The 13526-nt window shown below is 69.6% G+C and carries 12 protein-coding genes; 2 read left to right on the forward strand and 10 right to left on the reverse strand.

What is annotated here, in order from left to right:
• Positions 1 to 7 precede the first annotated feature (7 nt).
• The 8 genes from ACVBD7_RS13970 to ACVBD7_RS14005 all read right to left on the reverse strand — a co-directional run bounded on the left by ACVBD7_RS13970 (position 8) and on the right by ACVBD7_RS14005 (position 7834).
• Positions 8 to 448: a hypothetical protein gene (locus tag ACVBD7_RS13970; RefSeq protein ID WP_458093839.1), complete on the reverse strand. Its 441-nt coding sequence runs from the start codon at positions 446 to 448 to the stop codon at positions 8 to 10.
• Positions 448 to 2328 (reverse strand): hypothetical protein, encoded by a 1881-nt coding sequence (locus ACVBD7_RS13975; RefSeq protein WP_458093840.1) that lies wholly within the window; start codon positions 2326 to 2328, stop codon positions 448 to 450. Before ACVBD7_RS13975 ends, ACVBD7_RS13970 begins: the two co-directional genes overlap by 1 nt.
• A 5-nt stretch (positions 2329 to 2333) precedes the next feature.
• Entirely contained in the window at positions 2334 to 2900 is a 567-nt protein-coding gene (locus ACVBD7_RS13980; protein ID WP_458093841.1) for a hypothetical protein, read from the reverse strand.
• A gap of 285 nt (positions 2901 to 3185) precedes the next feature.
• Positions 3186 to 4019: a phage capsid protein gene (locus tag ACVBD7_RS13985; RefSeq protein ID WP_458093842.1), complete on the reverse strand. Its 834-nt coding sequence runs from the start codon at positions 4017 to 4019 to the stop codon at positions 3186 to 3188.
• A 445-nt stretch (positions 4020 to 4464) separates the two neighbouring features.
• Positions 4465 to 5220 (reverse strand): capsid assembly protein, encoded by a 756-nt coding sequence (locus ACVBD7_RS13990; protein ID WP_458093843.1) that lies wholly within the window; start codon positions 5218 to 5220, stop codon positions 4465 to 4467.
• Positions 5217 to 6656, reverse strand: coding sequence for a portal protein (locus tag ACVBD7_RS13995; RefSeq protein WP_458093844.1), 1440 nt, complete (start codon positions 6654 to 6656; stop codon positions 5217 to 5219). The genes ACVBD7_RS13990 and ACVBD7_RS13995 overlap by 4 nt, the downstream gene beginning before the upstream one ends.
• 197 nt (positions 6657 to 6853) lie before the next feature.
• The gene (locus ACVBD7_RS14000; RefSeq protein ID WP_458093845.1) at positions 6854 to 7375 is read right to left on the reverse strand and encodes a hypothetical protein; all 522 of its coding nucleotides are present in this window, start codon (positions 7373 to 7375) and stop codon (positions 6854 to 6856) included.
• Positions 7376 to 7390: 15 nt separating this feature from the next.
• Positions 7391 to 7834 (reverse strand): hypothetical protein, encoded by a 444-nt coding sequence (locus tag ACVBD7_RS14005; protein ID WP_458093846.1) that lies wholly within the window; start codon positions 7832 to 7834, stop codon positions 7391 to 7393.
• A 125-nt stretch (positions 7835 to 7959) separates the two neighbouring features.
• Here ACVBD7_RS14005 and ACVBD7_RS14010 point away from each other — a divergent pair, with 125 nt between their 5' ends.
• Positions 7960 to 8595 carry a S24 family peptidase gene (locus ACVBD7_RS14010; RefSeq protein WP_458093847.1) on the forward strand — a complete coding sequence of 212 codons (636 nt, stop codon included), beginning with the start codon at positions 7960 to 7962 and terminating at the stop codon, positions 8593 to 8595.
• 46 nt (positions 8596 to 8641) lie between these two features.
• Here the strand turns inward: ACVBD7_RS14010 and ACVBD7_RS14015 are convergent, their stop codons facing one another.
• Together ACVBD7_RS14015 and ACVBD7_RS14020 are read right to left on the reverse strand one after the other, a co-directional pair.
• Positions 8642 to 10573: a phosphatidylglycerol lysyltransferase domain-containing protein gene (locus ACVBD7_RS14015; protein ID WP_458093848.1), complete on the reverse strand. Its 1932-nt coding sequence runs from the start codon at positions 10571 to 10573 to the stop codon at positions 8642 to 8644.
• Positions 10570 to 12201, reverse strand: a complete 1632-nt coding sequence (locus ACVBD7_RS14020; RefSeq protein ID WP_458093849.1) for a lysine--tRNA ligase — start codon at positions 12199 to 12201, stop codon at positions 10570 to 10572. Before ACVBD7_RS14020 ends, ACVBD7_RS14015 begins: the two co-directional genes overlap by 4 nt.
• Positions 12202 to 12409: 208 nt before the next feature.
• Here ACVBD7_RS14020 and ACVBD7_RS14025 point away from each other — a divergent pair, with 208 nt between their 5' ends.
• Positions 12410 to 13417 (forward strand): aspartate-semialdehyde dehydrogenase, encoded by a 1008-nt coding sequence (locus ACVBD7_RS14025; RefSeq protein WP_458093850.1) that lies wholly within the window; start codon positions 12410 to 12412, stop codon positions 13415 to 13417.
• The last annotated feature ends 109 nt before the right edge of the window (positions 13418 to 13526 follow it).

Genomic DNA, 13526 nt, shown 5'->3' on the forward strand with positions numbered 1-13526 from the left:
GTTCAGGTCAGTCCAGCAGGCTCTTGACGATGCGGCCGAGACCCTGCCCCGCGCGCACCCAGTTCGTCAGCGACGCGTCCTGGTCGAGCAGCGACTTGCGCCCCGCGGTGAGCCGGGCGGCATAGACCGCATCATCCGTCCCCTGCGCCTCACGCGCGGCGGCCCGCAGCCCGGCGGCCATCGCGGCGCCGGAGCCCTCATCCGGGTTTACCCCACCTGCGGCCAGCCGCGCGCGGGAGGAGGCGATGCTGCGATCCAGCACGCGCTGCCGCTCGGCCGCGTCCTGGGTGGCCTGCACGGCCAGCACCTGCTGCTGCGCATCCTGCTGGACCAGCGCGTTTCTCTGCTGGACCTGCGCATTCTTCTTCTGCCGCTTCGCCTCCTGGCTCTGCGCGTAGATGGAGGCGCCGGTGGCGGCGAGCGTTACGACGGGTGCGAGCTGCGCCATCAGTCGGTGGTCCTCGTCTCGGTGTTCACGGAAAGCAGGGTGAAGGGCAGCGGCGTGTCGCCCTCGATGCGCCAGAGCGGAGCGAGCGAGTCCCGCCGCCAACCGAGGCCCCGCAGCGTCACGTCACCGGTGAAGGCGAGCGGCGCGGCGTCCAGCATCGGCGTGTCCAGTCGCTGGAAGGGCACGGGCCGCACACCGCGGCCGAGATCAACCGACAGGGCGCCCGTTGCGAGCAGCCTGAAGGTGACGGCGACGAGCCGGAACGGGCCCATCCGCGCCCCGGCGGCCGAGAGCGCCTCGGGCGGCATCGGCTCCACCACATGGGCGAAAGCCAGGCCGGCCTGCACGCGCTCGGCTGCGAGATTCAGCGCGATCGTACCGCCGACCACCCTTGCCACGCCGCGCGGCGCACCATCCGCCAGCACCGCGACCGTGCGGCCCTCAAGGTGGCCGAGCCCCGACCACCGCGTGCCGCCCGCGCTACCCGTCGCCATTACGGCGGCGTCGACGCCCATCGCGTCGTCGAAGCGCTCCAGCCGGAAGCCCTCAGCGCGCTCCACCACGGCGTAAACCGTGCCCTCCATCTCGGCGAGCGAACGGAAGGCGCCCTCGGTCTCCTGCCGCGTCCAGCCCGTTACCCCTTCACCGCGATAGATGGTCAGCGTGCCGAGGCCGCCATCCGCCATGGCCAGGTGCAGCAGCCGGCGCCGCGCGTCATAGGCCATGGAGACCGGCGCCATGATGAGGTGTCGCGCCACCAGGCCCAAATCGTCGGCCTGATAGGCCTGCTGCAGGTCCGTGTAGGAGAACTCGTGCACCGCCCGGCCGGAGCGCGCGACGAAGACGGTCGAGCCATCCACGTCCAGGGGCGGCACGCTGCGGTCCATCAGCGACCCGACACGGGTCTGCCGCGTCACCTGGATCGAGGCGGGGGTGAGCGGATCGCCCGTCACCATCCACTCTGCGCCGGAGGTGAAGACCTGAAGATGCCGCCCCGCGAAGACCGCGCGGACGGCGTTCAGCTGGTCGGACACCAGCGCGAACTCGATCGCCTGGTCGTCCAGGCCATCACCGAGGTCGAAGTTCTCGAATTGGCCGGTGCGCGAGAACCAGAGCCGGTTCGGCAGGTCCCGCGAGCCGCCCAGCACCAGGCGCCCCTGGTGGAAGCAGGCGCTGACGGGCCAGCCATGCGCCCCGCTGAAGGCGGATTCGTCCCACTCCGCCGTGGCGTCAGTGGAGACAAGGCTGTCCACCACCTGGCCCGTCACCGTGGCGGCGGTGTTCACCGCCGTGATGACCATGCGCCGACCGCGGATCCGCAGCTGCGCGCCGACATGCGCGGGCGCGAACACATCGGCCGAGGTGGTGGCCGTCACCAGGCCGGCCGTGCCGCTCGGGGTGATGGTGACGGAACTGGGTACGTGCCGGAAGAAGGGCTCGGCCGCGAAGGCGAAGGGCGTGACGGACCATGCGCCTGTCGCATTCCGCCAGATCATCTGCGGCCGCATGGCGGGATGCAGTAGCAGCATCATGCCCGCCCTCTGCGTGAAGGTGATCTGCGGCAGCATCGCGTTTGTCCACGCACCCGGAACCTCAGTGACGAGGACGTCGCCCTGGAAGATCCGTGCCGCGCCGTTCACCAGCACGATGAGAAAGGTCATCTCCGTGCTGAGCTCGAAGGGAAGCAGTCGCGCCGGGCCTGGCAGGCCCGCCAGATGCCGCAGCCCCGGGCGGCGCTGCACGCTGCCCGTGGGCTGGATGAACACGTTGCGCAGCTTCGCCGCGCCGTTGCCCCAGGCCGGCACGTCACCGCGCCCCAGAAGCTCCGGCGCCAGCTCGCCGGCCGTGAAGGCCGTCTTCGCGCGCTTGATCACGGGCATGGCGCTCAACCCCGCACGTTCAGAAGCGGGAAGTCCTGGATGCCCTTGGGCGTCGCCTGCTGGCTGTCTGCCAGCCGCGCCTGCCGCAGCTCGCCCTCGGAGATCCGGTGCAGCATCTCGGCGCGCGAGGTGTTCTCCGTCAGCGGCAGGCAGAACTCCGCCGCCAGCTTCGCCACGAGTACGGAGGCGAAGAAAGGCGGAAAGGTCTCCTCCTCCGAACGGAAGACGTAGGTGATCGTCACCTGCGCCGGATCGGCATGCAGCCGTCCCTCATGGATGCGGTAGGCAACACCGCGCCCACCTCCGCTGCCCGCCGAGATCACGCGCAGCAGGTTTGGCGGCAGTTGGAATGCGTTGACCATGTCGGCCACCGGCACGGCCTCCAGCCGGTTCAGCCCAATCTGCCCCGTGGCGAAAGACCAGGGATGGCAGGAGAGCAGCGCATCTCGCGTGCCGGGATACAGGTTGGCAGCCACCTCCGCCTCGGCCGTCCCCTCCTCGAGGGAGGTGATCGGCTGCGCGCCGACCTTGAGCAGCGCGCGCGAGCAGAGGGCGAGGGCGGAAAGCGCCATCAGGTCGATGCTCCCTGGATCAGGGGTTGAGGAAGGGGATGCGCGGGGGCCGGCGCCGGTGCGGCCGCGAACGTCGCGCCCACGCTAGGCGCGGAACAGGCGGTGCAACCCAGGGGTCGCCGGCCCCACGCGCAGCGCGCGCCGGCCCCGGGGGATGGGCAGCGCGCGCATCGTCTCGTCGTCAGGGGTGGTCCGCGCACGACGATCTCTCGTCGCGCGCGGTCCGTTCACGCGGTCAGGCGGCGCGTATCCGCGCGCTCAAACCGCCGCGCGCATCCGCGGCCATCACTCCGCCGCGCGCATCCGCACGACACCGCCATTGTCGATCAGCACCGAGCCCTGGCTCATCATGTTGTTGACGAAATGCGCCGCGCGATCGCCGTGCCAGGTAATGTCGGTCATGATGTCCTGCGCCACCGCATGGCCGATCGCGGTCTTGTGGTAAAAGTAGCAGAACCGCAGGTTGCCGCTCTTCGTCAGGCCGGACAGCGGCATCCACAGCGCGCCGAGCCAGCGCTTGGCCTGCATGCCCTTCCAGGGCAGGTCAGCCTCGCCGATGTAGTCGGAACTCGCGAACTCCGGGATCTGCAGCAGCTGGCTCCACTGCTTCCAGCCCACCACGGCATAACGGTTGCCGTCATCCGGCACGTCCGCGGCGCCGAGCGCCTCGAAGGCCAGCAGCACCTTCGCCTTGGTCAGCCCGTCCGTGTCGGTCGTGCCGGCCGCAGTGCCAACCGCTTCCTGCGTCGCGGTGTCGAGGGCGGCGATGATCAGCTCGTCGGTCTTGCGGCCCAGCGCATAGGCGCCGGCATTCGCCACCACCGCGCGCTCATCGACGCTGGACTTGATATCGTCGAGCTTATCCACCCACTCGCCCGCATAGTAGTCCTGCAGGAAACACTCGACGGCGGAGTATTCGAGGTTCATCACCGGCACGACGCCATTGCGCGCCTTGGCGGCGGCAACACCCTTCCCGACCCGCGGGAATACGGTAGACGCACCCTGGATGCCGGTCTTGGAGCGCACGGTCGGGCGCAGCTTGCTGCCCTGCCGCTGATAGGCCTCGTGCACCTCGGCCTGGAACTGCTTGACGAAAGCCTGGTCGATCGTGGCGGACACGCGTGTCCTCCTTCGGGAATGGGTTCGGCAGGGTGGGGTGAGTGCGCGCCACCCGGTTGGCCCGGCGCCGTGCCCGCAAGCGGGGTGGAACCGGGGCCGGACGACGCGCGAAACGACGCGCGCCCGCAGCAGCTGTCACGGGCTGAGCGGGTTGATCGCGCCGGAATGGGGCTGGAACGAGAAAAGGCCCCAACCGCGCAGCGGCTGGGGCCTTTTCCGGAGAAGAGGACGGGGGCGGGTGGCACCAGGGGGAAGTAGGGTGCCACCCGCCCCCGTAGCCGGACCGCACGAGGGGGAATGCGGTACCGGCGGCAACGGGGATCACCCTTGGGGGGATGCAGTCAGTGACCGCCCGTCGCAGTAGGACACCCGGAAAACGCGACGGCGCGACTCAGGTTTCAGCGCCTTAGCGGAAATTCCTGAAGATTCGGGTGAGCGCGTCCGATCACCCGCCCGTGAGGCGGCGGAAGCCGTCCGTCACGCGCTTCACGAAGTCCGGCTCGCGGGAGCGCCAGTAGCGCGGGTCCCGCATCATCCGGCGCAGGGCCGCCTCGTCCATCGCTTCCGGTACAGCTGCTTGGCGCGCCAGGCTCGGCTCACCCTTCTCCATCATGCGGTGCAGCGCGATCACGCCGGCCGCCGTGGTGGACAGCGCGGAGACCACTTCCGCCGGCAGGTTGGCGCGGCCCCAGTCCGCGATCTGCCTCGCCGTGCGGCGATACCGCTCCTCGCCACCGAACTCGGCACGCAACCGGTCGCGCTGCCGCTCCGCCTCGAACTGCGATGCTGCCTCGGCCACGATCGGCAGCAGCCGCTCCGCCGCGAGATCGTATACCAGCTGCACCTGCGCCGGAGTGAAGCCTGCCCGGTGCAGCGCTAGGTTCACCTCTGGATCGGCACAGATCAGCTCATGCTTCGGCTCCACCGCGTATTCATCGGCCGTGTCCGGCACGCCGATTGCGCGGCGGAAGCGCAGCCGCTCCTCCTCCGGCGCGTCGTCGCCCGGTGGGGCAAAGCGCGCCGAAAGCTTCCGCTCCAGCTCGCGATAGGACTTCAGCAGCGCCTCCATGCGCAGCACGCCGCGCTCGACATCCCAGAACTTGTCCGGCACGTCCTCCGGCTTCTCCGCAAGGGCAGGCGTCGCCCCGACAACGGGGGCCGGCTCCGTCTCCGGCCCGATCTCCAGCAGGTTCTCACTCATGCGCCGGGTTGCTCCTGAACGGGCGCCGGAACGGCAGCGGGCGCTTGCGGCGCCAGCACCGCGCTCGGCGCGGAAAGGGTGCGGGCGAGGTGCCGGGCAGCCGCCGGCAGATCGACCACGGAGGAGGCCGCCGGCCCGAGGGCGGCGATGGCCTGGAGAAACAACATCGTGTTCGCCGCTTCCGCCCGGCCCTGCACGCGGGCCAGCGGCGACTGGTAGGCAATCCGCGCCTCCTGCCCATCGAGCAGGATCATCGGCACCTCGCCGCGGCGGCGCAGAATGGACAGGCAGCGCGACACCAGCGGCGTCAGCAGCTCCGCCTGCAGCCGCCCATAGGTCGCGCCGAGCAGCCGCGCCGTCTCCGCGCTGCGCTCGAGCACCTCGGTCGCGGTCATGTTCGCGTGCTGCGGCGCGGACAGCCGATCCGCCAACAGCGCCGAGCGGATGCGTGCGCGCATGTCGCTGAGCACGAGCTGCGACACGTCGAAGGATCCCGGCGCCTTCAGCGGCGTCAGCCCGGATGACCCCACGGCCTTCGGGATGATTGCCCCCGGCTCCAGCCGCACCGTCGCCGGGTTCAGCACGCCGTCATCATCGGCCTGCCAGATGCCCGTCGCCGCGATGGAGGCGTTCTTCAGCACCAGCTCCACCACCTTGTTCGCGGTGCGGATATCCGGCAGCGCCTTCATCACAGGCCCGCGCCCATAGGTCTCGCCCGGCGCCTTCATCCAGCGGAAGGCGAGAAAGGGGCTGTCCTCGAACCGTCCCTTGGCCAGCAGCGTGCCCTTGCCGTCCCGCTCCAGCACCGCGGCGAAGCGCGGGCCGCCGTAACGGGGCCACACTGCCTCGATCACCTTGTGCGTCGCCTCGGGATCACCGCCCTGGAACAGGTCCGTCGGCAGGATCGCGCCGGGGTAGCGGGCGGCGATGGCGTCGGCGCTCAGACGTACCAGCCGGAACACCGTGTCCAGCCGGCCGGAAGGCCCCTCCTCCAGCACCGCCTCGCGCAGCGGCACCGCGGCGAAGCGCAGCGCCGAGGGCTCGCCCGGCGGCGCCTCCTCCACCAGCACCACCCCCGTACCGGCGACGACCAGATCCAGGAAGGCCTGGTGCATCTCGAGCGCGAAGTTGGAGCGGTCCAGGTGGCCCTGCAGCATCTCCGCCGCACGCTCCAGCACCCCTGCCAGTTCCGGATCGGCCCCCTCGTCCATCGGGGCCAGGCCGAACCAGCGTGACCAGGGGGGCGTCAACTCGGCGAGCAGCGACGCGGCTAGGTTCTCCGCCGCATCCGCCGCCGTACCGTCATGCAGAGAAGGCCCGCCTGCCCCCGGCGTTGCGGCCAGTACGTGATCATAGCAATCCCGCCAGACGCCCTCCCAAGGGCGACGACGCTCCAGCGCACGCTCGGCGCGAACGATGATTTCCTCGGGCGTCATGCCAGGACCCCTCCCTCGGGGTGCGGCAGGGAAGTGGTGCTGTCGCCCATGCGCCGGCTCGCTCCTTCATGCGGATTGCTGCGGAAGCCCGGGCCCACGAAAAAAGACCTGGCGCCGGAGGGATCCGGGCCAGGCCTGAAGGTTCAGGGTTCGGGAGGAAGTGACTGGGCGCAACTCGCCCGTTGACGAGAGAGGATCTACGCCACTGAACGCTCCTCGTCAAGAACATTTTCCTTTGTAAGAGGGATTTTTTCCAACCTCTGGAAGAGACCGTGGGGTGTCACGGCGAAGGGCGCGCCCGGCCCAAGCAAGGCCCGGCAGAGCGAGACGCAGGAGAAGGGCATAACCGCCGGCAGTGCCCGCGCAGGCGCGCCCGGCACGAAGGGCCCGAGCACGCGGCAGCCCGCCCGGCGCCAGAACCCCGGCAGGTCGAACGCCGAATCGACCTCCAGCCGCGTCACCAGCAATCGCCCGGACAGCGGGTCGAGCACCGTCCAGCCAGCTTCGTCGCGCAGCGCCGCGAAGCAATGCCGGAAGCCCGGCCGAAGCAGCCGCATCCAGCCCTGATCAACACCACCGCCAAAGGCAATCCACAATGACTGCGGCCGCGCCTCGGCGGCCCGCCGATGCGCCGCTCCCCCGAACGCGGCACCGCCGCCCCGGTGTCCCGGAACGGCGGCGAGCAGGTCGGGAGCCGGCACGAAAGGTGCGGCACTCATGAAAGAAAGCAGGGCTCAGCCAGGCTGTCGGGCAGGAAAGGCCACGACCGCCCCGGTCTCCTCGCGTGGCTCCGGCCCGGTGATGATGCCCTTGGCCCGCAACGGAAAATCGAGGCGGTCCATCGCCTCCCGCCACAGTCGATGGTCGCCTCGCTCGCGCAGCACGGTCGGGTCCGGCGCCGTGCCGCGCTCGCCCCAGATCCGCATGATTCGCGCATGGGCCAGATCGATACGGCGGTGCCGGTACAGCCGATCCAGGCACTTCACTACGTCGTCGGGCTCGCAAGGGCGGGAGACAAGCCCGCGCCCGGACACGATTCGCGCGCCGTCACGGCGGGCGATAAGGGCGGACATGGTCCAGAACCAAGCCGCCTCCGCACTGTGGAAGGGCTGGACCTTGTCCAGGCTGGAGAGTGTCGGAGATGTGCTGCGGAGCGCACCGGAAGCAGGACGGGTCATCGGGGGCTGATCCCTATCGGTTGTGAACACAGCGTGAACATCGACCCACGGGCTTGTGACCGTCAAGCCGATTCTGTGATGTAATTCCTGTTGCCCACAGATTCCTCGCCTATATGATTACGTGTATGCAGCACAGCGACATCTGGCGGGCGCTCGACGCACTGGCGGCAGAAAACGGCCTCTCCGCCTCCGGTCTCGCCCGCAGGGCAGGGCTCGATCCGACCGCCTTCAACCCCTCCAAGCGCATCGGCCCCGATGGCCGGGCTCGCTGGCCCTCCACCGAAAGCGTTGCCAAGGTCCTCGCCGCCACCGGGGCCGGGATGGACGAGTTCGCCAGTCTCATCACCGGCAACCTTCGCGCCTCCGCCCGGCCCAGCCGGCGAATCCCCCTGATCGGCCTCGCCCAGGCCGGCAGCTCCGGTTATTTCGACGACGGCGGCTACCCCGTCGGCGGCGGCTGGGATGAAATCAGCCTTCCCGAAGTCGGCGACCCCAATGCCTATGCGCTGGAAATCAGCGGCGATTCGATGGAGCCCGTCTTCCGAGACGGCGATGTCATCATCGTCTCCCCCAGCGCCCCGGTTCGACGCGGCGATCGCGTTGTTGTCCGCACCAAGGGCGGCGAGGTGATGGCCAAAGAACTCCTGCGCCAGTCCGCCCGCCGGATCGAGCTGGCGAGCCTCAACCCCGCCCATCCGAATTACAGCTTCGACCTCGTCGAGCTCACCTGGATGCACCGCATCGTCTGGGCCAGCCAGTAGTGCGGCTCCGGCCGGCCCTGCATTCCGCAGACCGGCCAGAACTAATTCAGTCCCCCGCCGCGCCCGTCGAGAGCAGCCGCAGCACCTTCTTCGGATCCTGGTCGCCGGCCAGCGCGATTACCACCCCGCCGGGCAGCGTCACAGAAGCCATTCCGGCCTGCTCATAGGCCCGCAACATCTCCTGTCCGACCCCGGCGAAGGCCGGCGCCACCCCGGCCGCCTCGCACAAGTCGCGGAACCTCCAGATGGCGTTGATCCGCGCCTCCGCCGTCCCGGCCGGATCGCCATCGGCCACCCAGACCCCATCCAGCCGGCGGAAGGCGAAGCCCCCCCGCCCGCCGTCCGCGAAGACCACCCCGTCCGCGTGAACAGGCACCCGTGCGCCCAGCGCCATCAATTGTGCCTGCGCCGATTCATCGTAATCCTCCGCCCGGATCCGCGCCGGGCGCAGCAGCCGGAAGGCTGCGAACAGCAGCAACGCCACCGCTACCCCCACCGCGAAGCGCAGCGGCGCCGGCGCTCCGGACTCCACCACCACCTCCCACCAGGCCGCGGTGGAGAATCGCCCGTGATAGGCCACCGTCGCCAGCGTCAGCCCGCAAATCACCCCCGCCGCCAGCGAGAATACGCGGGAGGCCGTGAGCGGCTCGCCCGTCAGCCGGGCGTCCCGATAGAAGGCGTGCCGCATTGCCGCGAGGAACAGCGCCGTGCCGAGATAGCCGACGATCACCCACCAGGGATCACCTCGTACCGCCAGGATCCACACCGCGTTAGCCAGCAGGACCAGCCCTGCCCACCAGGCGATCCGCAGCCGCCGCACCATCCCATAGGACACGACCAGCAGCAGCGATCCGACAATGGAGGCCGCGAACTGGCTCGCCAGCGCCGCCCATTCCCCGCCCCATGCGGCGATGTCCGTGGCCCGCGCCGGCAGCGCGCCGACAAACAGCAACACCACCCCGCCCAGCCCAGAAAGCCCGGACAGCACCGGCACCTCGAGCGCCCCCGTCACCCGGGTCTCCGCCTGCATCCGCCCCAGGGAGGGCCGCCGCTGCCCGATCTCGAAGGCGGCGAACAGCCCGCCAGCCAGGAACAGCGGCACGATGTAGTAGAACAGCCGGAACAGCAGCACCGCCCCGATCACCTGGGCGGAGGGCAGGTAGGGCTCGAGGCTCAGCAGGATGAAGCCGTCGAATACGCCCAGGCCGCCCGGCACGCTGGCCGCCAGCCCCGCCGTATAGGCGGCAATGTAGATGCCCAGGAACTTCCAGAAGGTCAGGCCGGGCGCCTCGGGCAGAAGGCAGTAGAAGATCGCCGCCGTCACCGCGACGTCGACGCTCGCCAACGCCACCTGCGCCATCGCCATGCGGAAGCCCGGCAGATCGATCTGGTGCCCGAAGATGACGAAATGCGGCCAGACCCGGGACAGCACGAGATAGGCCGCAACGATCGCCCACATCCCCACGCCCACGGCCTGCGCCACCCAGGGCGAGATCGCCTCGCCCTCCCCCACCCAGGGCAGGACGGAGGGCTCGAGGAACAGCACCAACCCGCCCAGTGCAAATCCCCCCAGCCCGAAGGTGAGGGAGGTGAAGGCAATCACCTTGGCGATCTCGACCGGCGTCAGCCCCCAGGCCGCGTAGAACCGGTACCGAACCGCCGCACCGGAAACCGCGGCAAAACCGAGATTATGCGCCAGCGTATAGGCGCAGAAGGAGGCCAGCGAGGTCCGCAGATAGCTGATCGGCTTGCCCGCATAGACCGAGCCGAGCCGGTCGTAGATCGTCAGCACCGCATAGGCGAGCAGCGTCCACCCGCCCGCGATCCACAGCTGCCGTTCCGGCGTATTCTCCAATGCCCGCCCGACATCGGCAACGGACAGGTTGCGGAACTCCCGCTGCACGACGTAAAGCGCGCCCACCAGCAGGATCAGCCCGAAAACGGTGGGTCCGTGCTTGCGGAACAGCGCCCAGGTCATGCGGCGTCCGCGCTCCGGCTCAGGGTGCCCTCGATCAGGGCGACGGTTTCGGGAATGCCGTAGAGCGCGACGAAGCCGCCAAAACGCGGCCCCTCCTCCTGCCCCAGCAACACCTGGTAGATGGCCGCGAACCAGGCCCGCGAAACCCCGGGGCGGGACGGATCCTTGCCCGGCTGCAGGAAGGGCTCCCGCCGCCCCGCGTCATAGACCAGGTCCTGGATCGCCCCCGGCCGCTCGCCGGCAGGCAGGGCCTCAATCCGCGCCTGGTTCTCCCGCAGCAGCGCGGCCAGGTGCAGCAGCGCCTCCCGCTCCGGCTCGCTGGCCGGGCGGAAGCGCTTCGTGGGCTTTACCATGTCGCGGTAATAGGCGCAGGCCCGCTCCACCAGCACCGCCAGCATCGGCGAGGTCTCCGGCGTCGCCTCGGGCGCATGCCGCCGCAGATACCCCCACAGCATCTCAGGCGTCTCGGCATTGGCCGCGACAGCAAGGTTCAGCAGCAAGGTGAAGGTGATCGGGCTTCCCGCCCCGTTCGGCAGCGCCCCGCCATGGATGTGCCAGGCCGGGTTCGCCGGATCGGCCGCCACCCGCAGCTTCTCCACATTCGACAGATACTCGTCCGTCGCGCGGGGAATCACGTCGAAATGCAGCCGCTTCGCCTTGCCGGGCTGCTGGTACATGAACTGCGACAGGCTCTCCGGCGGCGCGTAGCGCAGCCACTCGTCGATCGTCAGCCCATTGCCCTTGCTCTTGCTGATCTTGGTGCCCTGGGCATCGAGGAACAGCTCATAGGTGAAGCCCACCGGCGGCTCCCCACCCAGCACCCGGCAGATGGCCGAGGACAGCTTCACGCTGTCAATCAGGTCCTTGCCGGACATCTCGTAATCCACGCCCAGCGCGTACCAGCGCATGGCCCAGTCGGCCTTCCACTGCGCCTTCACATGGCCGCCCGTCACCGGCGTCTCGAACCGCTCCCCCGTCGCCGGGTCGCGCCACACCACCGTGCCGGCCTCGGCCCGCACCTCCTCCATCGGCACCTGCATGACCATGCCGGTCTTCGGATGGATGGGCAGGAAGGGCGAATAGGTCGCCCGGCGGTCCGGCCCCAGCGTCGGCAGGATCACCTGCCGAACCTCCTCATGCACCGCCAGCATCCGCAGCAGCGCCTCATCGAAGCGCCCGGACGAGTAGTAGTCGGTGGAGGAGGCGAACTCGAATTCGAAGCCGAAGGCCTCCAGGAAGGCCCGTAGCCGCGCATTGTTGTGCGCGCCATAACTCTCATGGGTCCCGAAAGGATCCGGGATCCGCGACACCGGCTTGCCCAGGTTCGCCCGCAGGACCTCCGGGTTCGGCACGTTGTCCGGCACCTTCCGCAGCGCATCCATGTCGTCGGAAAACGCCAGCAGCCGGCTCGGCAACCCCGTCAGCCGCTCGAAGGCCTGCCGCACCCAGCCCGTCCGCGCGACCTCGCCGAAGGTCCCGATATGCGGCAGGCCGGAGGGGCCGTACCCCGTCTCGAACAGCGCCACTCCTTTGGCCTTGACCGAGGCGCGGTCGGCGACCTTCGCCGCCTCCTCGAAGGGCCAGGCGCGCGTGTCGCGCAGGGACGGGTCGGCGGGAGGACGTTCCATGGCCGGGCCCACATGCCCCCGCGTCCCCGCGCGGTCAACGCGCGCAGCGCGAAACCTGCCGGGATCGGGGCCATGCAGGCATTCCTGCCCCACGGAACGCGCGTCTCGCATCGGGCCCCGCCGCCTGTATAACCCCCGGGCCACACTGGCAGGGGAGGACCCCATCTATGGTCCGCCCCCCAACAACGCCTCGGAAGGATCGCAGGTCATGCGCGTTGGGGTTTTCGGTGCGACGGGCGCCGTCGGCAAGGAACTGGTGCAGGTGTTGGGCGACCGCCGCCTTCCCGTGACCGAGCTGCGCCTTTTCGCCTCGACCCGCAGCGCAGGCACCCGAATTCCCACCCCCTTCGGGGAGAAAACCATCGAGGTCTATGACGAGGCGAACCCGCCCGCCCTCGACCTCGCCCTGCTCGCCGTCTCCGGCGAATGGTCCAAGGCCCATGCCCGCCAGCTCGTCGCCGCCGGGGCCGTGGTTGTCGACAACTCCTCCGCCTTCCGGCTCGAGGACGACGTCCCCCTGATCGTGCCCGAGGTGAATGCCGGGGCCGCGAACGGCGCCCGCCTGATCGCCAACCCGAACTGCACCACCGCCATCCTGGCCGTGGCACTGGCCCCACTGCACAAGGCCTTCGGCCTGAAGCGCGTGATCGTCTCCACCTACCAGGCCTCCTCCGGCGCAGGCGCCGAGGGCATGGAGGAGCTGGAGGCCGGGCTGAAGGAGATGCTGCTTCACGGCGGCCAGCCGAAGAACAGCGTGTTCCGCCATCCCCTGCCGATGAACCTCATCCCGCACATCGATAGCTTCCAGCCCAACGGCTACACGCGGGAGGAGATGAAGGTCACCTGGGAGACCCGGAAGATCATGGGCCTGCCCGATCTCCTGATCTCCTGCACGGCCGTGCGCGTCCCCACGCTGCGCGCCCATGCCGAGGCGGTGACCATTGAGACCGAGCGCCCCATCACCCCCGAGGCAGCCCGCCGCATCCTCTCCACCGCCCCTGGTGTGAAGGTGATGGACGATGTGGCCAACGCGATCTACCCGATGCCGCTGACCGCTAGCGGCCGCTACGACGTCGAGGCCGGCCGCATCCGCGCCAACCCTGTCTTTGGCGAGTGCGGCCTCGACTTCTTCGTCTGCGGCGACCAGCTGCTGAAAGGTGCCGCCCTCAACGCGGTGCAGATCGCCGAAGCCCTGCCGGTCAGGCTCGCGGCCTGAGATTGGCGGCTTGAAGAAAGGCCCGGGGAGAGGGAACTCTCCCCGGCCTCCCGGCCTTCCTTCGGAGACCCCCGAAGGAACCGAGATCCTGCCCGAAACGCCCCCCGAG

The organism is Roseomonas sp. WA12 (genome assembly GCF_054165765.1).

Excerpts from the sequence above, each read along its gene's own strand:
- ACVBD7_RS14020 (WP_458093849.1), bottom strand. The coding sequence starts at position 12,201 with ATGGAACGTCCTCCCGCCGACCCGTCCCTGCGCGACACGCGCGCCTGG.
- ACVBD7_RS14000 (WP_458093845.1), bottom strand. The coding sequence starts at position 7,375 with ATGAGTGCCGCACCTTTCGTGCCGGCTCCCGACCTGCTCGCCGCCGTT.
- ACVBD7_RS14025 (WP_458093850.1), top strand. The coding sequence starts at position 12,410 with ATGCGCGTTGGGGTTTTCGGTGCGACGGGCGCCGTCGGCAAGGAACTG.
- ACVBD7_RS13975 (WP_458093840.1), bottom strand. The coding sequence starts at position 2,328 with ATGCCCGTGATCAAGCGCGCGAAGACGGCCTTCACGGCCGGCGAGCTG.
- ACVBD7_RS13990 (WP_458093843.1), bottom strand. The coding sequence starts at position 5,220 with ATGAGTGAGAACCTGCTGGAGATCGGGCCGGAGACGGAGCCGGCCCCC.
- ACVBD7_RS14005 (WP_458093846.1), bottom strand. The coding sequence starts at position 7,834 with ATGACCCGTCCTGCTTCCGGTGCGCTCCGCAGCACATCTCCGACACTC.
- ACVBD7_RS13970 (WP_458093839.1), bottom strand. The coding sequence starts at position 448 with ATGGCGCAGCTCGCACCCGTCGTAACGCTCGCCGCCACCGGCGCCTCC.
- ACVBD7_RS14010 (WP_458093847.1), top strand. The coding sequence starts at position 7,960 with ATGCAGCACAGCGACATCTGGCGGGCGCTCGACGCACTGGCGGCAGAA.
- ACVBD7_RS14015 (WP_458093848.1), bottom strand. The coding sequence starts at position 10,573 with ATGACCTGGGCGCTGTTCCGCAAGCACGGACCCACCGTTTTCGGGCTG.
- ACVBD7_RS13980 (WP_458093841.1), bottom strand. The coding sequence starts at position 2,900 with ATGGCGCTTTCCGCCCTCGCCCTCTGCTCGCGCGCGCTGCTCAAGGTC.
- ACVBD7_RS13995 (WP_458093844.1), bottom strand. The coding sequence starts at position 6,656 with ATGACGCCCGAGGAAATCATCGTTCGCGCCGAGCGTGCGCTGGAGCGT.